This window comes from Xanthomonas sp. NCPPB 1826, assembly GCF_056725285.1.
Genome location: NZ_CM161521.1, coordinates 1988638 through 2012345, shown reverse-complemented (window position 1 = coordinate 2012345; position 23708 = coordinate 1988638). Strand labels below are relative to the sequence as shown.

The window sequence follows — 23708 nt, the reverse complement described above, 5'->3', positions numbered from 1 at the left end:
TGCAAGGAAACCGGCATGACCCGTCACGATGCAACCCGCGTCATCCGCGCCGCCACCGGCACCACGCTCACCGCAAAAAGCTGGCTCACCGAAGCGCCGCTGCGCATGCTGATGAACAACCTGGACCCGGACGTGGCCGAGCGTCCGCAGGAACTGGTGGTCTATGGCGGGATCGGCCGCGCCGCGCGCGACTGGGAATCCTTCGATGCGATCGTCGCCGCGCTGACCCGCCTGGACGACGACCAGACCCTGCTGGTGCAGTCCGGCAAGCCGGTCGGGGTGTTCCGCACGCATGCCGATGCGCCGCGGGTGCTGATCGCCAACTCCAACCTGGTGCCGCGCTGGGCCAGCTGGGAGCATTTCAACGAACTCGATCGCAAGGGTCTGGCGATGTACGGCCAGATGACCGCCGGCAGCTGGATCTACATCGGCGCGCAGGGCATCGTGCAAGGCACCTACGAAACCTTCGTGGAAATGGGCCGCCAGCATTACGGCGGTAGCCTGGCCGGCAAGTGGCTGTTCACCGGTGGCCTGGGCGGCATGGGCGGCGCGCAGCCGCTGGCCGCGGTGATGGCCGGCGCCTCGTGCCTGGCGGTGGAATGCCGCCGTTCCAGCATCGACATGCGGCTGCGCACCGGCTACTTGGACACCTGGACCGACGACCTGGACGAAGCGCTGCGCCTGATCGAGGAATCGTGCACGGCGAAGAAACCGCTGTCGGTCGGCCTGCTCGGCAATGTCGCAGACGTGCTGGACGAACTGCTGCTACGCGGGGTCAAGCCGGACCTGCTGACCGACCAGACCTCCGCGCACGACCCGATCAACGGCTACCTGCCGCAGGGCTGGACGGTGGAGGAATGGGACGCGAAACGCGTGAGCGCGCCGAAGGAGGTGGAAGCGGCCGCGCGCGACTCGATGGCCAACCACATCCGCGCCATGCTCACCTTCCACGCACTCGGCGTGCCCACCGTCGATTACGGCAACAACCTGCGCCAGATGGCGCTGGAGGCCGGCGTCGACAATGCGTTCGATTTCCCCGGCTTCGTGCCCGCCTACATCCGGCCGCTGTTCTGCCGCGGTATCGGCCCGTTCCGCTGGGTCGCGCTCAGTGGCGATCCGGACGACATCGCCAAGACCGATGCCAAGGTCAAGGAGCTCATCCCCGACGATGCGCATCTGCATCGCTGGCTGGACATGGCTGCCGAAAAGATCGCCTTCCAGGGCCTGCCTGCGCGGATCTGCTGGGTCGGTCTGGGCGACCGCCATCGGCTCGGCCTGGCCTTCAATGCGATGGTGCGCAGTGGTGAACTGAAGGCGCCGGTGGTGATCGGCCGCGATCATCTGGATTCGGGCAGCGTCGCCTCGCCCAACCGCGAGACCGAAGCCATGGCCGACGGCTCGGATGCGGTCTCCGACTGGCCGCTGCTCAACGCCCTGCTCAACACCGCGTCCGGTGCGACCTGGGTGTCGCTGCATCACGGCGGCGGCGTCGGCATGGGCTTCTCGCAACACGCCGGCATGGTCATCGTCTGCGACGGCAGCGAGGCGGCCGACAGACGCCTGGAGCGCGTGCTCTGGAACGACCCGGCCACCGGCGTGATGCGCCACGCCGATGCCGGCTACGCCATCGCCACCGACTGCGCGAAGCAAAAAGGCCTGGATTTGCCGGGCATTCTCGGCTGAGGATTCTAGGCCCCGGCTGTTTCGTCGACCGCGTGCACGCCGCACGCGGAGATCACCGGTTGTGGGCGCAGCGTCCGCAGCAGGCGACGACGATCTGCCGCGTTCTGCCGACGGCTTCCAGCTCCATCACGGTCTACTTGCAGGCCGATGCAGCAGCGGCCAGCAATGCGCTGTCATCGAGCACCGGTGTCGCACCGCTTGCTGGATAGGCCGCTGCGATCGCCTTCGCCGCCCGATCGGCGTCCGCCTGGATGTACCACTGCGACGACGGCGGCAGCGAACGCCCGCGCACTGCCTGCTCGAATCGGTACTGTCCCCAGTAGATCGCCAAGGGCTCTTCCAGCGCGTTGAGCGGGTTACGCAAGGTGGCCGCACCCGGACACAGCCGCACGAAGTTGGCAGCGAGCATGCGTTTGCGCGCCAAGGGCTGCCCCGCAGACAGGTAATGACTCAACTCATGCAACACGATCGGCGCCCAGTCCATCGAGGCCGTGCCGGCACGCGCATCATGCTGCGAATACAGCAGCATGGTGCGTCCGCGCACCTTGGCCTGAGTGGTGTCCGGCTCCGGCCACCAGACGAATCTTGCCTGGAACACCGCAGGCTCCGGCACCGCAAAGAACGCCCGCATCTGCGCTGCCAACCGCGAAACGGCGGAGTTGGACAGTTCCTCGTCCAGCTCGCGCGCCTGTTGCTCGAAACGCGGTGCAACGGCGACCACGCGCCTGGCGCGCGGAACGAAGCGGGCAAAGTACGCGCGCAACATCGCCTGGTCGTCTGCCGACTGCTCGGCAATGGCGGCATCCGCTGACGCCTCGAATCCCGCGTTCCCGAGGAAATGCCGGGAAAAAGGATCCACCTCACGGGTGGCATCTGGCGCAAACACACGGTCGAGCACCTCCAGATCGTCGTCCTTTGCCAGCCCCGAGGTGCGCCGACGGAAAGCTGCGTAGGCCACAAGCGCTGCACGATCGGCCGGGTCCAGCCCGCCATGGGTTTCGAAATAGCTGCGATACACGGGCGCCGTATAGCCCGGCAACCAGTCCGACAGGTTATCCAGCAGGTTGAACAGATCCGTGGCCTCGCTGTAACCCACCTGCACGGGTGCCGATGACGGCATGGCTGGCGCGGCATGCGCGGTGGCACACATCACGACCCAGATCAGTCCGGCTGAGCGGACGCGCCGCAGCGTTGGCGGCCAGCGATCGATCCATCTGCGCATGCAAGGCTCCGGGCTGGCGAGTGCGCTGATTCGAGCATGCCGGGATACCGCCCGCCACGTGCCTTTGGTCAGGGGGCGCGAGAGCTTCCGGCGTCGGGTTGCAAGCGAGGACATCGTTGCCCATCACATTCTCGACGATTGCCCTCAAGTCCGCCGCATGCAGGCCGACAAGGTATGCAACGTTTCGAGGGATCTCCATGGGCATCTTGATCTACCTGGTGCCTGCATTCGCGCTCTGGGCGCTGATTGCCACCGTGCTGGCGTTCGTGCGTGGCCGCCAGCTGCGTGCCGAATCCGGCCAGCTCGCCAGCACCCAGGACAGCCTAGCCCGCTACCAGGCTGCGCTCTCGCAGGCGAAGGCGCGTGCGGCCGCCAGCGTGCTGGAGCTGGAATCGCTGCAGCGCAGCTACACCGTCCTCAAGCAATCGCTGGAGCAGCAGGAACAGACGGCCGCCGAACAGGCGCCGGCTGCCGACAGCCAGGTGATTCCGATGGTGATGGTGCAGCGGCTGGATATCGCCAACGAGATCGGCACGTTGTTCGCGCACGTCGCACGGGTGGCACGCAGCCTGCGCCGCTACAGCGCCTACAGCCGCGGCCACACTGCGCCGGAACCGGCCACCGCCCGTTACGACCTGCATTGGCTGGCCGATTGCCTGCACAGCTTCGACCAGATCGGCTATGCCTTGTTGCGCGGCAACGTCGCGGCGCTGATCACCGCCTGCCAGGATCTGCTGTCGATGTACGACCATTATCTGAAGGACGGGTCAGGCTACAACAGCCGCGACACCTTCCAGCGCCTGAGCAGCGATGTGCCGCTGTCGGATGCCACCGATGCCATCCGCTCGATCATCGTCAAGGCGACGCTGGCGCAGGATGTGCGCGATGCGGTGATGGAGGATGCGGTTGCGGCTAACGTTGGGTGAGTCGGGAATCGGGAATCGGGAATCGGGAATCGTAAGAGCGTGGGTGCGGGGTTCTGTTGGGTCAACAGGTAGATGCATGCTGTTTGACCGCTTCCTGATGCAGCGACTGCTGTGATGCGATTGCCCAAAAAAAAGCGCACCGCTTGCGGTGCGCTTTTTTTCGTTTCAGGCCTCGGGAATGGCCGGCCTGCCTTGGTTGGCGGGTTTGACCGCTGCCTGCGTCATGGTGCCTGCTGCGGCAGCGCGTAGGCCACCACGGCATCGCCTGCGGGCGTTTCCATGAAGTGGTGGCCGCCGGCCATGATCACCAGATACTCGCGGCCGTTGTAGGCGTAGACCATCGGGTTGGCCTGGCCGCCGGCCGGCAGCTTGGCATGCCACAGCTCCTTGCCAGTGGCCAGATCGATGGCGCGGATCAGGTCGTCGGTGGCTGCGGCAATGAAGATCAAGCCACTGGCCGTCACCACCGAACCGCCATTGTTGGGCGTGCCGATCTCGATCGGCAGACCCGAGCGGATGCCGAACGGACCATTGCCGCGTGCGCTGCCGAACGGGCGGTCCCAGAGCGTCTTGCCGCTGGCCAGATCGATTGCACGAATGCCCCCATACGGCGGCTGCTTGCACAGCAGCTTGGTGAACGGCAGGCGCCAGCCGGCGTTGACGTTGATCGCGTACGGCGTGCCGGCCTGCGGATCGCCCGCGCCTTCTGCGCCACCTGCATCGCCGCGCGCTTCATCGCGCGGTGCCCAGCCCAGTTTGTCGGCCTTGGCGCGCGGCACCAGCAGGTTGTAGTTGGGCATGTCGTTGTAGTTGGCCACAATCACGCCGCGCTGCGGATCCACCGACACGCTGCCCCAGTCCGAACCGCCGTTATAGCCAGGGTATTCGATCGAATGGCGGTCGGCTTCCGGCGGCGTGTAGATGCCTTTGTAGCTGGCCTTGCGGAACTGGATGCGGCAGACCAGCTGATCGATCGGCGTCATCCCCCACATATCGCGCTCGGTCAGATCCGGCTTGCGTAGCGTGTGGTACAGCGAAAATGGCTGCGTCTTGGCACGCATCTGCGGCTCCACGCCACCGCCCGGCACTGCGCGTTCTTCCACGCCGACCAGCGGCTTGCCGGTACGCCGATCCAGCACGTACAACTCGCCCTGCTTGCTCGGCAACAACACTGCCGGCACGTTGACGCCGTCCTTGGGGAAGTCGATCAGGCTCGGCTGCGAGCCCAGGTCGTAATCCCACGCATCGATATGCGTGGTCTGGAAATTCCACACCGGCTTGCCGGTGGTGACATCCAGTGCCACCAGCGAGGTCGCATAGCGATTCTCCTCCGGCGTGCGCGAGCTGCTCCAGTAATCGGCGGTGGAGTTGCCCATCGGCAGATACACATAGCCCAGCTGTTCGTCGGCCGCGGCGGTGGTCCACATGTTCGGCGTGCCACGCGTCCAGGTCTGGCCCGGCGGCGGTGCGCCGTTCCAGTCCGGATGGGTCATGTCCCAGGCCCAGCGCAATTGGCCGGTCACCGCATCGAAGCCCTCGATCACACCGGACGGCTCGTAACGCTTCTGCCCGTCCAGCACCTGATGGCCGGTGACCACCACCCCGCGCACGATGGCGGGCGGCGAATTGATCGATACATAACCCGGCGGCGTCTGCCCCATGCCGACGGTGATATCGACCTGGCCGTTGTTGCCGAAGTCCGTGCACGGCTTGCCGCTACGCGCATCCAGCGCGATCAGGCGGCCATCCAGCGTGCCTTCGATGATGCGCGTGCGGCACAGCGGCGCCCCCTCCGTTGCCATCGTTGCGGCGGCCTCATTGGCTGCCGCCGGCACCTGGTAGTACGACACACCACGGCAGGCGGCCGTATACGGAATCGCCTCATCCTTGACCTTGGGATCGTAACGCCAACGCTCCTTGCCACTGGCGGCATCCAGCGCGATCACCTGATTGCGCGCAGTGCACAGGTACAGGCTGTCGCCCACCTTCAACGGCGTGGTTTCCGCACCCCAGCGCTTGCTCGGCAGGTCGCCGGTGTGGAAGACCCAGGCCTGCTTCAATTGCGCAACGTTGTCGCGGTTGATCTGCTGCAGCGGCGAATAGCGCTGCCCGGCCTGGCTGCGTCCATATGCGGCCCAGTCGTCGTCGGCAGGCGCATTGCCCGGCTGCCCGTCGGCGGCGGCCGGCGCTGCAGACGCGCTGCGCTTGACCAGGCCCGCGGCCATGCCGGCGGCGTGTGCCAGCGCGCCATCGGCCTCGGTCACCCCAAACGGCACGAAGGCGAGCGCGAAGGCCACCACGAACACCGCCGCCAGAACGCCGGCCACGCTGCGCGACACCGCGCGCGACACCGGGCGCTCCAGCTTCGGCAGCAGCAGCGCCAGCACGAACGCCAGGCCGACGATCAAGCCCAGCCGCGGTACCCAACGCCAGTAGTCGCTGCCCGATTCCCACCACGTCCACGGCAACGTCGCCGCCACCACTGCGGCAAACCACCACGCGCCCGCATTGCGACCGCGAAACAGCAACACGCCGGCGATCAGCAAGGCCACGCCCACAGGCGCGTAATACCAGGAGCCGCCCAGCGCGGCCAGCCACACGCCGCCTGCCAGCAGCACGGCGCCCAGCACTCCAATCACGCCTCCCAACGTCGCCAGCGCCCAGTGGCCGCGACGGGAAGGACGATGCAATGTCGTCATCAGTTGTTCCTCTTCGATCTGCGGCGACGCAACGCCGCCGCACCACCCCCAACCTTCGACCCGCTGCGGTGAAAAAACCGCGTTCTTTGCGAACGCCGTCGAAAAACACTGCGTTGCAGATGTCACCGCGTGCAATAAAAAACGCCGGCTGTGCGCCGGCGTTTTTCTTCAGCTGCGTTGCTCGCCAGATGCGATCACGCTTCGGTGGGTGGCAGGTCGTCTGCACTTGCTGCCGGTGCAACCGCTGCATCGTCCAGCACGTCCTCGGCCTCATCCAGCGAGGCATCCAGGCGTTCGACCGCCTGCAGCTTTTCGCCCTTGGACAAGCGGATCAAGGTCACGCCCTGGGTATTGCGACCCACGCGCGAGATCTCCGAACCGCGGGTGCGCACCAGCGTACCGCCATCGGAAATCAGCAGCACTTCGTCAGTGGCGCCCAGCAGCACCGCACGCACCAGCTTGCCGTTGCGCTCGGTGGTCTGGATGCCGATCACGCCCTGCGTGCCACGGCCCTTGCGCGGGTACTCGGTCAGCGGGGTGCGCTTGCCGTAGCCGTTCTCGGTGGCGGTGAGGATGTAGGCCATGTCGTCGCTCTCGGCAACGTCGATCACCTCCGCCTCGACACCATCCGTGCTCTCCACCACGTCCTCGACACCCTCGTCCTCGACATCGCCTTCAACGCCGCCGGCACGCTCGGCCACGATCAGGCTGACCACCTCTTCACCCTTGGTCAGACGGATGCCGCGCACGCCGGTGGCGGTACGGCCCATCGAACGCACGGTGGATTCGCCAAAGCGCACGGTCTTGCCGTTGGAGGCGAACAACAACACGTCGCGGTCGCCATCGGTCAAGGCCACACCGACCAGCGCATCGCCCTCATCGAGGTTGATCGCGATCTTGCCGCGTGCCAGGCGGAACGCGAATTCGCTCAGCGGGGTCTTCTTGACCGTGCCGTTGCGCGTGGCAAAGAACACATAGCGGTTGTCGGCGTACTCGCGCACCGGCAGCACCGCCTGCACACGCTCGCCGGGTTCCAGCGGAATCCAGTTGATGATCGGACGGCCACGCGCATTGGAGCCGGCCTCCGGCAACTGGTACACCGGCAGCCAGAACACCTTGCCGCTGCTGGTGAAGGTCAGCAGCGTGTCGTGCGTGTTGACCAGCCACAGCTGGTCGATGAAATCCTCTTCCTTGGTCGCCGCCGCAGACCGGCCGCGGCCACCACGGCGCTGCGCACGATATGCGCTGACCGGCTGGCGCTTGGCATAGCCGGCATGCGAGAGCGTCACCACCACGTCTTCCGGCGAGATCAGGTCCAGGATGTCCAGATCTTCTTCGCTGTGACGGATTTCGGTGCGACGTTCGTCGCCGTACTCTTCGCGGATGTTGATCAGCTCGTCGCGGATCACCTGCAGCAGCACGTCCGGGTTTTCCAGGATGCGGATCAGGCCCTGGATGACCTCGAGCAACTGCTTGTACTCGTCGGTCAGCTTTTCCTGCTCCAACCCGGTCAGGCGATGCAGGCGCATTTCCAGGATCTGCGAGGCCTGCACTTCACTGAGCTGATAGAAGCCGTTGGCCAGGCCCACGCCCGGCGCCAGATCTTCCGGCTTGGAGGCTTCGGCACCGGCAGCACCCAGCAGCGCGCCGACCAGACCCGGTTCCCAGGTCTTGGCCAGCATGCGCTCGCGCGCTTCCTGCGGGTTGGCCGAGGTCTTGATCAGCTCGATCATCTCGTCGATGTTGGCCAACGCGACGGTCAGGCCTTCCAGCACGTGCGCACGCGCACGCGCCTTGCGCAGCTCAAAGATGGTGCGGCGGGTCACCACTTCGCGGCGGTGGCGGATGAACGCCTGCAGCATCTGCTTGAGGTTCATCAACTGCGGGCGGCCGTCGATCAGCGCCACCATGTTGATGCCGAACACCGACTCCATCTGGGTCTGCTGATACAGGTTGTTGAGCACAACCTCGGCCGACTCGCCGCGCTTGACCTCGATGTAGATGCGCATGCCGTCCTTGTCGGACTCGTCGCGCAACTCGCTGATGCCTTCGAGCTTCTTTTCCTTGACCAGCTCGGCGATCTTCTCGATCAGCCGCGCCTTGTTCACCTGATACGGAATCTCGGTGACGATGATCGCTTCACGGCCGTTGTCGGCCACTTCCACATCGGCCTTGGCGCGCATGCGCACGCGGCCACGGCCGGTGCGGTAACCGGCAGCGATGCCGGCGGTGCCGTTGATGATGCCGGCGGTGGGGAAATCCGGGCCAGGGATGTATTCCATCAGGCCTTCGACATCCAGCTCCGGCGTGTCGATCAAGGCGATGCAGGCGTTGATCGCCTCGGTCAGATTATGCGGCGGGATGTTGGTGGCCATGCCCACCGCGATACCGGCCGAGCCGTTGACCAGCAGGCTCGGGAACCGGGTCGGCATGACCGTCGGTTCCTGTTCCTTCTCGTCGTAATTGGGCTGGAAATCGACGGTTTCCTTGTCGATGTCGGCCATCAGCTCATGCGCCAGCCGCGACATGCGCGACTCGGTGTAACGCATTGCCGCGGCGGAGTCGCCATCGACCGAACCGAAGTTACCCTGGCCGTCCACCATCATGTAGCGCAGCGAGAACGGCTGCGCCATGCGCACCAGCGTGTCGTACACCGACTGGTCGCCGTGCGGGTGGTATTTACCGATGACGTCGCCGACGATACGCGCCGACTTGAAGTAGGCCTTGTTGCTGTGTGCGCCCAGCTCGTGCATGGCGTACAGGACGCGACGGTGCACGGGTTTGAGGCCATCACGGGCATCGGGGAGTGCGCGGCCCACGATCACGCTCATCGCGTAATCGAGATAGCTCTTGCGCATCTCGTCTTCCAGATTGACCTGGATGATTTCCTTGGCGGTTTCTGCCATTCGGGTTCCGTAAGTGAGGTGGCGGGCGAGCCGGAAAGCCGCGTCGGGGGCGCCCTGACAACGGGCTGCCGACCCCACGCTCCCGCCGATCGATTCAAGCCCCGGATTGTATCACGAAGGGGCACCACGATGCCGCCGGTTTACCGGCCAGAAACAAGCACTTGCAGGATTTTGGCGGGGCGATGCGGCGATAGTGCGCCGCACTGGCCTCAGCCGCCGAACGCCGCCTGCATGCGGGCCAGGTCCGGCTGCGCGATCACCCCGCGTTCGGTGACGATCGCATCGATCAGGCTGCCGGGGGTGACATCGAACACCGGATTCCAGGCGTTGATGCCATCGGCCACCGTGCGCACGCCGCCGATCCCGAACAATTCGCCCGGATCGCGCTGCTCGATCTCGATCTGATCGCCGCTGGCGGTGTCCATGTCCACCGTGGACGACGGTGCCACCACCATGAATTTGACGCCGTGGTGGCGCGCGGCGATCGCCAGCTGATAGGTGCCGATCTTGTTGGCGGTATCGCCGTTGGCGCAGATGCGGTCGGCGCCGACGATGACCCACTGCACCAGCCCGGACTTCATCAGATGCGCGGCGGCCGAATCGGCGATCAGGGTCGCGTCGATGCCATCCTGCTGCAGCTCCCACACCGTCAGGCGCGCACCCTGCAACCACGGCCGGGTCTCGCCGGCAAACACCTTGGCGATGCGCTGCTGCGCCATGCCGGCACGGATCACGCCCAGCGCGGTGCCGAAGCCGGCGGTGGCCAGCGAACCGGTATTGCAATGGGTCAGCACGCCGCTGCCGGTCTCGATCAACGACGCACCCAGCGCGCCCATATGCCGGTTGGCCGCCAGGTCTTCGTCAGCGATGGCCTGCGCCTCGCGCGCGATTACCTCGCGCCAGTCGGCACCGGCAGCGCCCAGCACGCGACGCATGCGCATAAGCGCCCAGGCCAGGTTGACCGCGGTCGGACGCGCAGCATTGAGCCGCAACAGCGCCGGTTCGAGCTTCTGCAGGGCCGCACTGCCGTCGTCGGCAACGATGTCGCGCGCCGCCAGCACCACGCCCCACCCGGCCGCAATGCCGATCGCCGGCGCGCCGCGCACGGCCAGCGAATGGATCGCCTCGGCCACGGCATCGCTGGTGTCGCAACGCACATGCTCGACCACGAAGGGCAGCTTGCGCTGGTCGAGCAGTTCCAGGGCATCGCCCGTCCACAGCAGCGGGCGGATATGGTCGTAGCGGGCGTAATCGATATGGGCGCTGTCGTTCATCCGGACATTGTAAGGCGCGCGGGCAGCCCAGTCAGTGGCCACATCGCTCAGCCCGCTGGCGATGTCGCTACTGAGCTGGTCGAGTGCGCGGCGTCCGCACCGCGCCAGAGAGTTGGCCGGCAGCTTCTTGGAAGCCTGTTGCGCAGCCTGCGCGAGGCGGATGAGAAGTTGGCAGGTGGCGTGTTGAACGCTTTTCTGTTGCCCGGCTTGCGATGGCAAGGTAAAGAGAAGCTGGCCGACGCACAGTGCTCCAACCAGCGCACGTCACGCCCTGCCTGCACCACTCACACCGACCACACCGACGGGTCCTTGCCCGCCTATCGTCGCGGGACCTTACGCGGCATGGATGCCGCGTAAGCGCCTACAGGGACGTACTTGCGGCGTGTCCCGCGAGGGTGGGCGGGCAAGGGCCCTGCAACCGAGCCACAGATCGCCCGCTCCACGCCCGACGCATCCGCACCCCGTTCAATCACATCTCAAGAGAACTGGGAGCTTGAGCTTCAGCGTGGTCTGGATGTTCCAAGCAGAGCTGGTCGAGGGCTAGACACCCTCACCAACCTGGTCGCGTGCTGACGGGGCCACGGCGCCGGCTACGCCCACCTACGCGATGGAGAGCAGCGGTTTCGTCACTCCATCAGTCGACGATGAACTCGGCGCGGCAGCCGTCGTTGACCCACACGCCGTCGCGGCTCCAGCCCCAGGTCTGGCCTTCCACGCATTCCTTCTTGGAGATCTGCCGGCCTACCCGCACCTGGCGCTCCACCGAGATCCCGCAGGTGCGGCGTGCGCCCTTCTTCGATTCGCAGGTCACCATGCGTGGCATGGCCACGAACCCGGAACCGTCCTCGGCAGCGACCTCGAATTCGCCATCGCAGCCGCGCGAGACCCAGATTTCGTTACGGCGCGCACCCCAGCTGCGGCCTTCCTTGCACGGCCACACCGAGCGCTGGCGCAGCAGGCGCACCGGCGCACCACGCAGCACCACCGGGCAAACCACCTTGCCGCCGTTGGAATCGCAGCGCACCACGCGGCGCATCTGCGGAGCGCTCAGCACCCGCGCGGCCGCAAACTCCGCACGGCAGCCCTGTTCGACCCAGACGCCACCGCGTTCGATGTCCCACTCGCTGCCACGGATGCAACTGGTCTCGGACAGCTGGCGTACCAGCTGGACGCCGTGCTCGGTATCCATCGCACAATGCACGCGCGCCATGTCCTTGGACTCGCAACGGACGACGCCGGCGGCGCGATCCGCCGCACGCGCATCGGCCAGCATCAGCAGCGGCAAGCACCACAAACCGCATAAGCTGATCAGCCACTTCATGCCGACAATCCTCACCCAAACACACTCTGCGCCGCGCCCCCGTGGACGCCACGATGAGAGCATCATCGATGTGAAGATAGCAATACGGTGGCGATGACAGCGGGATGGCACCGGGCGCGCGCCCGGTGCCGCGCAGACACTGGGTACCGCCGTGGGTCAGGCGCGGGCGAACGCGAAGGCCAGCACATCGGCAATCTGCGTGGTGCCACGCATGGCCATCAACAGCCGGTCCACACCGACCGCCACCCCCGCGCAATCGGGTAGTTGCGACAACACCGCCAGCAGGCGCTCATCCACCGGCAGCTGCGGCAATCCACGCGCCGCACGCACCGCGTTGTCGCGCATGAAACGCGCACGCTGCTCCTGCACATCGTTGAGCTCGTGGTACCCGTTGGCGACCTCGTAGGCGCCCAGATACAGCTCGAAGCGCTCGGCCACCGGCGGCTCCCCGGGGCGGATGCGCGCCAACGCGCACTGGCTGGCAGGCCAGTCGTGCACCACGGTCAGCGTGTCGCTGGCAAAGCCCGGCTGGAGGCGATGGGTCACCAGCAGATCCAGCCAGTCGTCGCGGGTCAGGCCATCCGGATCGATGGCGATGTCGTGCAGCGGTGCGCGCAGCGTTTCGATCGGATCGCGCAACGGGTCGATGCCCAGTGCCTGCACGAACAGCGCGCGATAGCTCAGCACCTGCACCTGCGCGTGGCGCCCGACCAGCGCAAGCGCGCGGCGCACCAACGCAACGGTCTCCTGTGCCAGGGCGCGATCGTCCCAACCCACCCGGTACCACTCGAGCATGCTGAACTCGGGATTGTGGCGGCCGCCGGCCTCGCCATTGCGGAACACCCGCCCCAGCTCGTAGCAATCGCCCACCCCGGCCGCCAGCAGCCGCTTGAGCGGATATTCCGGCGAGGTGCGCAACCAGCGCACCGCCGCGCCGGCATCGACATGGCCGCTAAAGCGCGTGCTAAAGCTCTCGATATTCGGCTCGGTGTTGCCGGCCTCCGACAGCACCGGCGTCTCCACTTCCAGCACGCCGCGCTCGGCGAAGAAATCGCGGATCAGCGCGTTGAGCCGCGCGCGCAACCGCAACGCGTCCAGATCGACCTGCGTCACGGTCATGGTTGCTGGCCGTGCTCGCCAAGGAAGCCCAGCAAGCGCGCCTCGTCCCAGATCTCCACGCCCAGCGACTGCGCCTTGTCCAGCTTGGACCCGGCTTCTTCGCCAGCCACCAGAAACGCGGTTTTCTTGGAGACGCTGCCGGCGACCTTGGCGCCCAGCGCTTCCAGCCGTTGCTTGGCCGCATCGCGGGTGAGCGCGGCCAGGGTCCCGGTGATCACCACGGTCTGGCCGTCGAGCGGGCCGGTTTGCAGCGCGTCGGCGTCGGGCAGACGCGACAGCACCGTTTCCATCGCCTGCTGCGCGGCGCTTGCCAAGGCCGCATTTTCCGGCCGCTCCAGCCATTGCAGCAGCGACGCCACCACCGGCGCGGGAACGCCGGCCTGCAACAAGGCATCGGACCCCGCGCTGCGCAGCGCATCGAAGGAGGCCACCGCGGCAGCCAGCTGCTGCGCACGCACCGGCGTCACCTTGGGGATATCCATGTCCTGCAGCACGCTGGCAAAGCTCAGCGCCTCGCGCAGCCTGGGTGATGGCGGATGCGCATCGCCAATGCGCACGCCACGCTGCAGCAGGTCGTCGATGGCCTGCTGATTGCCGGGCTGGTCGAAGAAGTGCCCGAGCGAGCGCGCCACCTCGCCACCGATGTCGGGCACGCGCTTGAACAGCGGCCACGGCAGATGGCGGATCAACGCCAGATCGCCGAACCACGCCGACAAGGCCTTGGCGGTGCTCTCGCCGACATGCTCGATGCCGAGCGCAAACAGGAAACGCTCCAGCGTGGTATCGCGCGATTGCTCGATCGCCTCGATCAGGTTTTCCGCCCACTTGGTGGCGATCTTCTTGCGGTTCCAGTCGAACGCCGGCAGCCCGGCGCGCAACAGATCGGCCTGCCAGGTGTGCGGCGCCTCGCGCTCGCCGGCCAGATCCACACCGATGCCGACCACGGTATTTTCCAGCTGGCCGTACGCACCGCTGGCCAGATGCTCGCGCGCCTCGCGCAGGAATGCGTGCGGGCTTTCGGCAGTGCTGATCATGCGCAATTGCAGCAGCTGGTCCACGTTGAGCAGATACAGATCGGCCACGCCCTGCACCACGCCGCTATCGACCAGCACCTCGATGAATTTTTCGCCCAGCCCATCGACATCCATCGCACGGCGCGAGACGAAATGCCGGAACGCTTCCTTGCGCTGTGCCGGGCAGGTCAGCTCGCCGGAGCAGCGCCACACCGCCTCGCCTTCCTCGCGCACGATTTCCGACCCGCAGACCGGGCAGTGCGTGGGCATCTGCCATGGCTGGGTGCCGGGCGGCCGTTGATCGGCAACCACGCCGGCCACTTCCGGAATCACATCGCCGGCACGCCGCACGATCACCGTATCGCCCACGCGCACATCCAGCCGCGCGATCTGGTCGGCGTTGTGCAGCGTGGCGTTGGTGACGACCACCCCGGCCACGTGCACCGGCTTGAGCCGCGCCACCGGCGTGGCCGCACCGGTACGGCCGATCTGGATCTCGATCGCCTCCACCGTGGTGGACTGCTCCTGCGCCGGGAACTTGTGCGCGATCGCCCAGCGCGGCGCGCGCGAGACAAAGCCCATCTCGCGCTGCCCGGCCAGATCGTCGAGCTTGTAGACCACGCCGTCGATATCGAAGGGCAAGCCATCGCGCGCCTCACCGATGCGTTGGTAATACGCCAACAGGCCGTCGCTGCCCTGCACCACCTCGACCAAGGCGCTGACCGGAAAACCCCATGCGCGCAACTGCGCCAGGATCGCCGAATGCGTCTGCGGCAGTGCACCTTCACTCACTTCGCCCACGCCATACGCAAAGAAACTCAGCGGGCGCTGCGCAGTGATGCGCGCATCCAGCTGACGCAGCGAGCCGGCGGCGCCATTGCGCGGATTGGCCAGCACCTTGCCGCCCTGCAGGCGCATCTGCGCGTTGTAGGTCTCGAAGGCGGCACGCGGCATGTACACCTCGCCGCGCACCTCCAGTACCTGCGGCCAGCCTTCGCCACGCAGGCGCAGCGGAATCGCCTTGACGGTACGCAGATTGGCGCTGACATCCTCACCGGTGGCGCCGTCGCCCCGCGTTGCGCCCTGGACGAACTCGCCGTTTTCGTAGCGCAGGCTGATCGCCAGGCCATCGAGCTTGGGCTCGGCCGAGAACAGCGGCTGCTTCACCTCCAGCCGCTCGCTGATCCGCCGTACGAACTCGGTCACTTCCTCGTCGCTGAAGGCATTGCCCAACGACAGCATCGGCAGGGCATGCCGCACTTCGGCAAAGCGCGACGCGGCCAGGTGGCCGACGCGCTGGGTCGGTGAATCGGCGCTGGCCAGCTCCGGGTGCGCAGCCTCCAGGGCTTCCAGTTCGCGCATCAGGCGGTCGTAGTCGACGTCGGCCATCTGCGGCTCGTCAAGCACGTGATAGCGGTAGTTGGCGTCCTCGATACGATGACGCAGGGCGTCGATGCGCTGAGCGGGATCCGGGCTGACAGTCATACGATCGCTGGGCTGGCTCTGGGCCGCCCATTCTAACGGGCCGTGCCGGTGTGCAAGTGCTGCCGGACCGCCGACCAAACCGCGCGACAGCGAGCCCGGCAGCGATTTCCCGATAGGCAGACAGGCACAAACCCGCTAGCGTGGCGCCCTCTTTGCCTGCTCGCCTGGAGCTCACCGTGCCGTTGCCCGTTTCGCGCCGTTCGTTTCTCAGCCTTGCCAGCGTTGGCGTGGCGATCTCCGCACTGGGCCTGGCACCGGCAGCCGAGGCAGCCCGCAAGCGTGCCGCTGCGCCTGCCAAGCCAGGCGTGGCGCCGGCAGCGGGCGCGGTGTTTCTCAATCTCAACGAACATCCGCTCGGCCCCTCGCCCGCCGCAGTGGACGCGGCAACGCGCTCGCTGGCACGTGCAGGCCGCTATCAGTTCGAGATGGAACAGGACCTGCGCAACCTGATGACCGGCGAGCTGCAACTGCCCGGCGACCATCTGGCGTTCTTTCCCGGCTCCAGGGACGCACTGCTGCGTGCCGGCGGCCTGTTCACCTCGGCACGTGCCGGGCTGGTGGTGGCCGACCCAAGCTTCGACCCGATCATCGACAGCGCCACCGCCCGCGGCGTGCCGGTACGCAAGGTACCGCTGCGGGCCGATGGCGCGCACGACGTCAAGGCGATGGCCAAGGCCGACCCGTCCGCCGGCCTGATCTACCTGTGCAACCCCGGCAACGCCAGCGGCGCCATCACCCCGCGCGCCGATATCGAGTGGCTGCTGGCCAACAAGCCGGCCAGCGCGGTGCTGGTGGTCGACGAGGCGTATATCCACTACAGCAACGAGCCGTCCATGGCGGACCTGGTGCGTCAGCGCCAGGACCTGATCGTGCTGCGCAGCTTCTCCAAGCTCTACGGCATGGCTGGCCTGCGCCTGGGCGCCGCGCTGGCGCCGCCGGGGCTGCAGACCAAGCTCGCCAGCCTGGGCAGCAACCCGTTGTCGGTACCGGCAATGGCCGCCGGCATCGCCAGCCTGCGCGACCCGCAGCTGGTGCAGACCCGCCGCACGGAGAACGCCCGCGTGCGCGACGACACCATCGCCTGGCTCAAGAGCAAGGGCTACACCTGCCTGCCCACGCAGGCCAATTGCTTCCTGCTCGACGTCAAGCGCGACGCCGGCGTGTTCGCCGACTCGATGCAGAAACAGGGCGTCATCGTCGGCCGCAGCTGGCCGATCTGGCCCAAGCGGGTGCGTGTGAGCGTCGGCACCGAGGCGGAGATGCTGCGCTTTCGCGAGGCCTTTACCAAGGCCAAGCGCTGATCGCCAAGCACAGAGTGGCCATCCCTTCTCCCCTCCGGAGAAGGTGCCCCGAAGCGGCGGATGAGGGTGCGCCTCGGAGATCTGCCATCACCTGTAATGACAAACGCGTCGCCACGCGCCGTCAGACCTGAATCACCGACTGCTCCACTGCTTCGCCTCCGTACCCCACCCCCCTCTCCCGCCGGAGAGGGGCTTTGATTTCCTATCGCGTGGGCGTTGGAAGAGGCGCGGCAGCATTCGGACGCAGCACGCGCCGGATCCACACGTAGCTGAGCGCAAACGTCAGCGCCATCGACACCGCAATCCACACCAGGAGCTGGCGCATCATCGGCGGGCCCTGAAAGATGCGCGCGTAGTAGCTTGCATCCAACAGCGCGATCACGTGCGGCAGGAAGACAGTGACGATGGGCGTTGGCACTGGCGCAACCAGTAGCGCCACTGCAGCGGCAAACCCGATCGAGTTCCATTGCGCGCGACCTGGGCTTGCCGACGCGCCTTTGCGCAAACGCAGCGCAATCCGCGACGCCATCCATAGCAGCGGTGCGGCCAGGATGGCCCACACCGCCAGCAACATCAGCACCGCCAGCGCGCCCTGCAAGCTCCACATCGTTCACCTTTACGCTAGAACGCGTCCTGCGGCAGGTCGCGACTCAGACCGCGTCTGGATGACTCACGGTCGGGATGACTCGCGGTCAATGGCTCGCAATCACTGACTCAGCGACGCTCGATCACCAGCGGTGCGCAATCACCACCCACGCACATCACCAGCAGCGCGCACTTAAAAGCAATACGCACTCACCAGCGCGGCGACTTGGTCAGCGGCGGTGCCTGGTGCTGGCGATCGTAGGCGCGCAGTTCGTCGCGGATATGCGCCACGCGCTGGCGGCCCAGCGCATTGCGGCTGTCGTCCAGCACCACGCCGTCGAGCAGTTCGGCCATGCGCTGCACGGTCGGCAGCATCTTTTCCCAGGCATCCAGCGCGGTCATCGGCGCCGGCAAGGTGAGGAAGAACGCAATCGCCGGGGTCTGCATCTCGCGGATGTTGGCCATGTCGAAGCTGCCGGGCTTGAGGATGCTGGCCATGCTGAAGATCGGCCCGCGCTCCGGGTGCCCTTCCACCAAACGGTGGAAGACATTCATGTGACCGAACACCAGCCCGGTCTTCTCCGCAGCGACCACCACGTCTTCGCCGCGCAGCACCTGGCCGGCCTTGGCGGCCACGAACAGCGAGACGATCTTGTCGAAATCCTGGTTGGGCCGCTTGCCGACATCGTTGCCGCCGGCCGCATCGGCATCGTCCAGGTTCAGTTCGCTTTGCTCGGCGCCTTCATTGCGCTCGAACGGGTCGCCATCCACGCCAGGCTCGCTGGAGATCACCGGCTCGCGGCGCTCGCGCGGTTGCCCGTCGTCCTTGTCGACCCGGCGCCCTTGCGGCGATTTTTTCGGGCGACCAAACAGGAAGATGGCCGCGACCAGCAGCAGTCCAGCGATCAGGATCCCGATCCGGATCATGGCCATGTCGGACATTCAGCGTGCCTCCGCATAAGAGTGACAGGTGTCGATATTCCGACAAGCATGGCACGTCATGCCGCACCCGCCAAACGTGCGGCCTCTTCCAGGTCCACGCTGACCAGGCGACTGACGCCCGGCTCGCGCATGGTTACACCGGAGAGCTGGCGCGCAGCCTCCATCGTCGCCTTGTTGTGGCTGACGAACAGGAACTGCACCTTCTCGCTCATTTCCCGCACCATGTTGGCCAGGCGGCCGACATTGGCTTCGTCCAGCGGCGCGTCCACCTCGTCGAGCAGGCAGAACGGCGCGGGATTGAGCTGGAAGATCGCAAACACCAGCGCCACCGCGGTCATCGCCTTCTCGCCACCGGACAGCAGCGAGATGCTGGACACGCGCTTGCCCGGCGGGCGCGCCATGATGGTCACGCCGGTGTCGAGCAGGTCTTCTCCGGTGAGCTCCAGATACGCGTGGCCACCGCCGAACAGACGCGGATACAGCGCCTGGACGCCGGAATTGACCCGGTCGAAGGTGTCCTTGAAGCGGCCGCGGGTTTCGCGGTCGATTTTGCGGATCGCCTCTTCCAGCGTCTCCAGTGCGGTGTTGAGATCCAGATTCTGCGCGTCCAGATATTCCGAACGCTGCGCCGCTTCGCCGTACTCCTGGATCGCGGCCAGGTTGACCGGTTCCAGCCGCCGCATGCGGCCGTCGATCTGGCCGACCGCCGCCTCCCACTCGGCCACGTTCGCGGCTTCCGGCAACCCATTGACGACGTCTTCGAGCACAAAGCCGGCTTTCACCACGGCGGCCTCCAATTGCTCTGCGCTGAGCACCAGCGCCTGCTGATCGAGCTTGCGCTGCGAGATGCGCTCGCGCTGGGCCAGCGCCTGTTCGTCGCGCTGCTGGCGGGTCTGCTCGTAGCTGCGCAGCTCGCCATCGATGCTCTCCAGCATGGTGCGCGCTTCGCTCAGCACGCGCTCGGTGCGTACACGCTCGCTCAACGCGGCCTGGTGCTCGTGCTCCAGCGTTTCCACCGGCGAGTCGCCGTCGCTGAGCTGGGCGACCAGGTCCTCCAGGCGCGTATCGAGCTGGCCGCGCTGGCTGTCCATGCGCTCCAGCGTCTGGCTCAGCGAGGTGATCTGGGTGCGTTGCGATTCCAGCGTCAGCGCCAATGCATGCATCGCATCGCGCACGCCACGTGCGGCATCGCGGGCCTGATCGCGCGCATCGGTGAGCTGACGGCGTTCGTTCTCCAGCGCCTCGCGAGTGCCTTGCAGGTCGCCCATCAGGGTCACTGCGTCTTCGAGCTTGGCGCGTGCCTCGCGTGCCTGCTCGCGGCTGGTGTCCAGTGTTTCCAGCAGCTGCGACAATTCGTTTTCGATGCGTTCGATGCGCGTGCGCGCGGCATCGACCTTGCCCTGCTGACTCTGCAGCTGACCGGCCAGCTCGGACACGCTGCGGTGCGCCATGTACAACTGGCGCTGCGCATCTTCGCGTTGTTGTTCGGCCGCCAGCAGTTGTTCGCGGAAGCTGCCCAGGCGCTGCTCGAGTTCGGCCTCGCGCTCCTGCAGCGTTTCGATCTGCGCACGCAGCTCCTGAATCTCGCGCTCGCGCAGCAAGGCGCCCTGCTTGGCGGCACCGGAGCGCGACACCCGCACCCAGCCCTCGCCCAGCCGCTCGCCGCTGCGGGTGATGACCGAATCGCCTTCGGGCAGGCTGCGCTGCAGCGTGCGCGCGGCCTCCAGATCCTCGGCCGCGTGCAGGCGCGCGAGCAGGCGACGGATCGCGATCGGCCCCTGCACCTTGGCCGCCAGCGAGGTCGGCGCGAAGCTCGCGTTGTCGCTGGCACCGGACACCAGCGCAATGCGACCCTCGCCCAATTCGCCCAGCGCATCGACCAGTTGTTCCGGCGCATCCACCAGCACGCCTTCGATCAACTGCCCCAACGCGCCTTCCACCGCGTTTTCCCAGCCGCTTTCGACCGTGATGCGCTCGCCGACACGTGCGGCAGAATCCAGCCCGCGCGACTTCAGCCACGCCACTGCGGCGCCCTGCTCCTGGCCGAGTGCGGCCTGCTGCAGGGTTTCCAGCGACGACAGCCGGCCACGTGCGGCCTGCGCCTGCTTGCGCACGTCGGCCAGTTCGCCCTGGCTGGCGCGCTGTTGTTCCTGCAGCCCGCCGAGCGCGTGCTTGCGCGCTTCGACCTGCTCGGTCAGCCCGTCCAGCGAGGTCTTCTGGGTTTCGTGGCGCAGCTCGATCTGCTCGAACGCCTCGGCCAGCGCATCCAGGTCCAGCCCAGCGCGCTCATTGACCAGCGCTTCGCGGCGGCGCTCGGCCTCCAGCGACTGGCGATCGAGATAATCGACGCGCGTGCGCTCCACTTCGCCGGCACGCGAGGCTTCGCCGGTGTCGCGGTTATGGGTTTCCCAGCGCTGCTGCCAGTCGGCCAGACGCGCTTCGGCCTCGCGTAGCGACTCCTGGCGGAATTCATGGTCCTCGCGCAGCTGTTCCAGTTGCGGTTCGGCAGCGTCCACCGCCTCGCGCAACACCGCCAGCCTGGCCGAATCGCCGCTGATATGCTGGGTCAGCTCCTGCAACTGGCTCTGCGCCTCATCGCGCGCCTTGTGCAGACGATGCGAGAGCTCGCGCTGGTGCTGGATCTGCTGCTCGATGCGCGCCAGCGCGCCACCAACCTGATAGACATCGGCCTGCGCCTTGGCCACCGCTTCGGCGGCTTCCTCGCGACGCGCGCGCCCGGTTTCGATCCGCGCCTCGGCATCGCGCTGTTCGGCGATCAGCTGCTGCAGCCGGGTCTCTTCCTGATTCAGTTTTTCGCGCAGCCCCTGCAGCCGGCCATCCAGGCCGCGGTATTCCAGCGCCTTCCACTCGGCGTCCTTGATCCGGCGCTCTTCCTGCAAGGCCTGATACTGCTCGGCCTGGCGCGCCTGGCGTTGCAGATGCGCCAGTTGCTTGGTGATCTCTTCGCGCAAGTCGCCGAGGCGATCGAGGTTTTCGCGGGTATGCCGGATGCGCGTTTCAGTTTCCTTGCGGCGCTCCTTGTACTTGGAAATGCCGGCGGCTTCTTCCAGATACACGCGCAGGTCTTCCGGGCGCGCCTCGATGATCTGGCTGATCATGCCCTGCTCGATGATCGAGTAGCTGCGCGGCCCCAGGCCGGTGCCCAGGAACAGGTCGGTGATGTCGCGGCGCCGGCACTTGGTGCCGTTGAGGTAGTAGGCGCTGTTGCCGTCGCGACTGACCAGGCGCTTGACCGAGATCTCGTTGAACGAGGCGAACTCGCCGCTGATGGTGTGATCGGAATTGTCGAAGATCAGCTCCACCGTCGCCTGCGACACCGGCTTGCGCGCCGAGGAGCCGGAGAAGATCACGTCGGTCAGCGAGTCGCCACGCAGGCGGCTGGCCGAACTTTCGCCCATCACCCAGCGCACCGCGTCGATGATGTTGGACTTGCCGCAGCCGTTGGGACCGACGATGCCGGTCATGTTGGTGGGCAGGTGCAACGTGGTCGGGTCGACGAACGACTTGAAACCGGACAGTTTGATCGTGGACAGGCGCATGGGACTGAAGGTTCCGGGCACCGCACGGGCGAGGCCGGCAGGCGCTTTTTCCTGTGAAGCCGCCCCTAAGCCCTTGATCCACAAGATCTATGGGCCGTGGAACCGGCAATGGAGCATGAGTATAGCGGCCCTGGCATCGCTGGCGTGGCCGCAGAAAGACGAAGGGCGCCTAACCAGGCGCCCTTCGGGTACAGCGTGCAGCGTGGATCAGGCGTCGGATTCGACGATGACCTTGACCGAGGTTTCCACATCGGCGTGCAGGTGCAGCACAACGTCGTACTCGCCGACATTGCGGAATGCGCCTTCGCCCAGGATCACTTCGCTCTTTTCCAGCGGCAGGCCGGCGGCGGTGAACGCCTCGGCGATGTCGCGCGGGCCGACCGAGCCATACAGCTTGCCTTCGGTCGACGCATGCGCGCCGATGGTGACGCTGGCGCCTTCGAACTTGCCGGCGCGGCTCTGTGCATCGGCCAGGATGGTGTTGGCCTTGGCTTCGTAATCAGCACGCTTGGCTTCAAACGCTTCAACGTTGGCAGCGGTGGCCGGAACGGCCTTGCCCTGCGGCACGAGGAAGTTGCGGCCGTAACCCGGCTTGACGCTGACCTTGTCGCCCAGGCCGCCGAGGTTGGTCACTTTCTGCAGAAGAATCAGATCCATGGTGGTGCTCCGTTATTCGTTAGCGCCGGCGCTTTGGCCGACGCAACGTTTGCTGTCCGAAAAGACGGGATTCGGGAATCGGGATTTGGGAATCGCAAGAGCACGATCAACACCGCATCTCGAATGACCGGCCTCTATATTTATTACCCGCACATGGATGTGCGGGCTTTTGTGAGGGACTCACATACAACCGTGCGGGCTTTTGTGAGGGACTCACATACAACCGTGCGGGTTCTTGTGAGGGACTCACATCAACGACTCGGATTAAACGTCGTGATTGTCCGTGTACGGGATCAGCGCCAGGAAACGCGAGCGCTTGACGGCCGTGGCCAGCTGACGCTGGTACTTGGACTTGGTGCCGGTCACGCGGCTCGGCACGATCTTGCCGTTCTCGGTGAGGTACTGACGCAGGGTGTTGAGATCCTTGTAATCGATCTCTTTCACGCCCTCGGCGGTGAACTTGCAGAACTTGCGACGACGGAAGAACTTGGACATGACAGCGCTCCTTAAGCGGCTTCGGCGTTGTCGCCGTCGGTATCGGTGGCGGCAGGTGCAGCATCGCCCTCATCGTCATCACGACGACGACGCTCGCTACGCTCGGGCTTGTCGCCCTTCTCGTCCTTGCTCTTCATGATCAGCGACTGCTCGGTGTCCGGGCCGTCGCGCTTGACGACCAGGTGACGCAGCACCGCATCGTTGAAGCGGAAGCTTTCCACCAGCTCGCTCAGCACGGCCTGGTCGACTTCGATGTTGAGCAGCACGTAGTGCGCCTTCACCAGATTCTGGATCGGGTAGGCCAGCTGACGGCGGCCCCAGTCTTCCAGACGGTGGATGGTGCCGTTACCGCCCTCGATCAGCGACTTGTAGCGCTCGATCATGGCCGGGACCTGCTCGCTCTGATCCGGGTGGACCAGGAACACGACTTCGTAATGACGACTCATGTTGTATTACCTTTCGGATGTGGCCACGTGGGCCGGACAGCTCCCCGGTGACCCGCGCAAGGCGGCCGGTGGAG

General features: G+C 66.3%; 16 protein-coding genes. 3 read left to right on the top strand and 13 right to left on the bottom strand.

Annotation, left to right across the window (positions count from 1 at the left end; all coding sequences use genetic code 11):
• Positions 1–15 precede the first annotated feature (15 nt).
• The gene (gene hutU, locus AC1PLA_RS08750; RefSeq protein ID WP_039527941.1) at positions 16–1683 is read left to right on the top strand and encodes a urocanate hydratase; all 1668 of its coding nucleotides are present in this window, start codon (positions 16–18) and stop codon (positions 1681–1683) included.
• 133 nt (positions 1684–1816) lie between these two features.
• Here the strand turns inward: hutU and AC1PLA_RS08745 are convergent, their stop codons facing one another.
• Positions 1817–2905 (bottom strand): hypothetical protein, encoded by a 1089-nt coding sequence (locus tag AC1PLA_RS08745; RefSeq protein WP_481105993.1) that lies wholly within the window; start codon positions 2903–2905, stop codon positions 1817–1819.
• Between the two features lie 197 nt (positions 2906–3102).
• Here AC1PLA_RS08745 and AC1PLA_RS08740 point away from each other — a divergent pair, with 197 nt between their 5' ends.
• Positions 3103–3831: a hypothetical protein gene (locus AC1PLA_RS08740; protein ID WP_039514302.1), complete on the top strand. Its 729-nt coding sequence runs from the start codon at positions 3103–3105 to the stop codon at positions 3829–3831.
• Positions 3832–4052: 221 nt separating this feature from the next.
• Here the strand turns inward: AC1PLA_RS08740 and AC1PLA_RS08735 are convergent, their stop codons facing one another.
• From AC1PLA_RS08735 to ligA, 6 genes are all read right to left on the bottom strand, one after another.
• Positions 4053–6530, bottom strand: a complete 2478-nt coding sequence (locus AC1PLA_RS08735; RefSeq protein ID WP_349779979.1) for a membrane-bound PQQ-dependent dehydrogenase, glucose/quinate/shikimate family — start codon at positions 6528–6530, stop codon at positions 4053–4055.
• A gap of 194 nt (positions 6531–6724) precedes the next feature.
• On the bottom strand, positions 6725–9436 hold the full coding sequence (gene gyrA / locus AC1PLA_RS08730) for a DNA gyrase subunit A (RefSeq protein WP_481105992.1): 2712 nt from the start codon (positions 9434–9436) through the stop codon (positions 6725–6727).
• 209 nt (positions 9437–9645) lie between these two features.
• Positions 9646–10710, bottom strand: a complete 1065-nt coding sequence (mtnA, locus tag AC1PLA_RS08725) for an S-methyl-5-thioribose-1-phosphate isomerase (protein ID WP_349779977.1) — start codon at positions 10708–10710, stop codon at positions 9646–9648.
• 634 nt (positions 10711–11344) lie between these two features.
• Positions 11345–12031 (bottom strand): DUF3011 domain-containing protein, encoded by a 687-nt coding sequence (locus tag AC1PLA_RS08720; protein WP_047125576.1) that lies wholly within the window; start codon positions 12029–12031, stop codon positions 11345–11347.
• A gap of 156 nt (positions 12032–12187) precedes the next feature.
• A complete protein-coding gene (gene epmA / locus AC1PLA_RS08715) occupies positions 12188–13150 on the bottom strand; it encodes an EF-P lysine aminoacylase EpmA (protein WP_349779976.1) in 963 nt (320 codons plus the stop codon).
• Positions 13147–15648 (bottom strand): NAD-dependent DNA ligase LigA, encoded by a 2502-nt coding sequence (gene ligA, locus AC1PLA_RS08710; protein ID WP_481105991.1) that lies wholly within the window; start codon positions 15646–15648, stop codon positions 13147–13149. Before ligA ends, epmA begins: the two co-directional genes overlap by 4 nt.
• A gap of 176 nt (positions 15649–15824) precedes the next feature.
• On the opposite strand from ligA, the gene AC1PLA_RS08705 reads away from it, so the two are divergent.
• Entirely contained in the window at positions 15825–16949 is a 1125-nt protein-coding gene (locus tag AC1PLA_RS08705; protein ID WP_481105990.1) for a pyridoxal phosphate-dependent aminotransferase, read from the top strand.
• Positions 16950–17151: 202 nt separating this feature from the next.
• Here the strand turns inward: AC1PLA_RS08705 and AC1PLA_RS08700 are convergent, their stop codons facing one another.
• The 6 genes from AC1PLA_RS08700 to rpsF form a co-directional block, all read right to left on the bottom strand.
• The gene (locus tag AC1PLA_RS08700) at positions 17152–17556 is read right to left on the bottom strand and encodes a hypothetical protein (RefSeq protein WP_481105989.1); all 405 of its coding nucleotides are present in this window, start codon (positions 17554–17556) and stop codon (positions 17152–17154) included.
• A gap of 188 nt (positions 17557–17744) precedes the next feature.
• The gene (gene zipA, locus AC1PLA_RS08695; protein ID WP_024939850.1) at positions 17745–18476 is read right to left on the bottom strand and encodes a cell division protein ZipA; all 732 of its coding nucleotides are present in this window, start codon (positions 18474–18476) and stop codon (positions 17745–17747) included.
• Between the two features lie 56 nt (positions 18477–18532).
• Positions 18533–22036, bottom strand: a complete 3504-nt coding sequence (gene smc / locus AC1PLA_RS08690; protein ID WP_054592266.1) for a chromosome segregation protein SMC — start codon at positions 22034–22036, stop codon at positions 18533–18535.
• A gap of 207 nt (positions 22037–22243) precedes the next feature.
• Positions 22244–22693, bottom strand: a complete 450-nt coding sequence (gene rplI, locus AC1PLA_RS08685) for a 50S ribosomal protein L9 (RefSeq protein ID WP_016904199.1) — start codon at positions 22691–22693, stop codon at positions 22244–22246.
• Between the two features lie 264 nt (positions 22694–22957).
• Complete coding sequence (gene rpsR, locus AC1PLA_RS08680; protein ID WP_005991243.1) at positions 22958–23188, bottom strand: 30S ribosomal protein S18; 231 nt, start codon at positions 23186–23188, stop codon at positions 22958–22960.
• Positions 23189–23199: 11 nt separating this feature from the next.
• Entirely contained in the window at positions 23200–23634 is a 435-nt protein-coding gene (rpsF, locus tag AC1PLA_RS08675) for a 30S ribosomal protein S6 (protein WP_006451585.1), read from the bottom strand.
• Positions 23635–23708 lie beyond the last annotated feature (74 nt).